A 592-nucleotide genomic window follows, 5' to 3' on the forward strand; every position below is an offset into this window, starting at 1 on the left:
ACAGATGTGTATTGGGCGAATTAGAGGCTCTAGTTCTTCGAATTCAAAACAAAAATTTGATGCGATGTTGAGTGTTTTGATGATGGATTTAGGTATCAGTGCTGGTGCCATACCTTTTAAAGCTAATTGCGCTGCCGCAGTGTAGGAGTCCATTTCCATCACAGGTTGGATCTCGTACTTGGACAAACTGGCTTGCTGATACGTATTGGCTGGGTTATTCAAATCGTTAGTTAAAATCGCTTTTGGTAATTGAGTTAGCGGGTGCTTACTTATTATAGAGAAAGGCTCATCGGCGAGATGAACGCTCATCAAACCGTGATGAGAAGGTAAGTAACCAGCGCAGAATCCTAGGGTCGCTCGCCCTGATTTTACGTTTTCAACGATTCTCGGAGTGTGATTGGTAGAGATTCTGAGATAAGGATCGCGTGCTAATTGCTCTTCCATAATCATACTCAGATAACCTGCGACGAGAGTTTCTGAGCAATCCATTTTTATTAATGACGTATCTTCGAGCTCTTGCTGATCGTAAATCTGTCCTCGTAACTCATTGAACGTGGGCTCTATCGTATTGATAAGGGCCAGAGCATCCGAG

The 592-nt window shown here is 43.2% G+C and carries 1 protein-coding gene; it reads right to left on the reverse strand.

The window, feature by feature from the left end; translation table 11 throughout:
- Nucleotides 1-592, reverse strand: a 592-nt coding sequence (locus R7044_RS26720; protein WP_225456174.1) for a substrate-binding domain-containing protein, incomplete at both ends; no start/stop codon positions are given.

Source organism: Vibrio sp. 1402 (assembly GCF_033340275.1).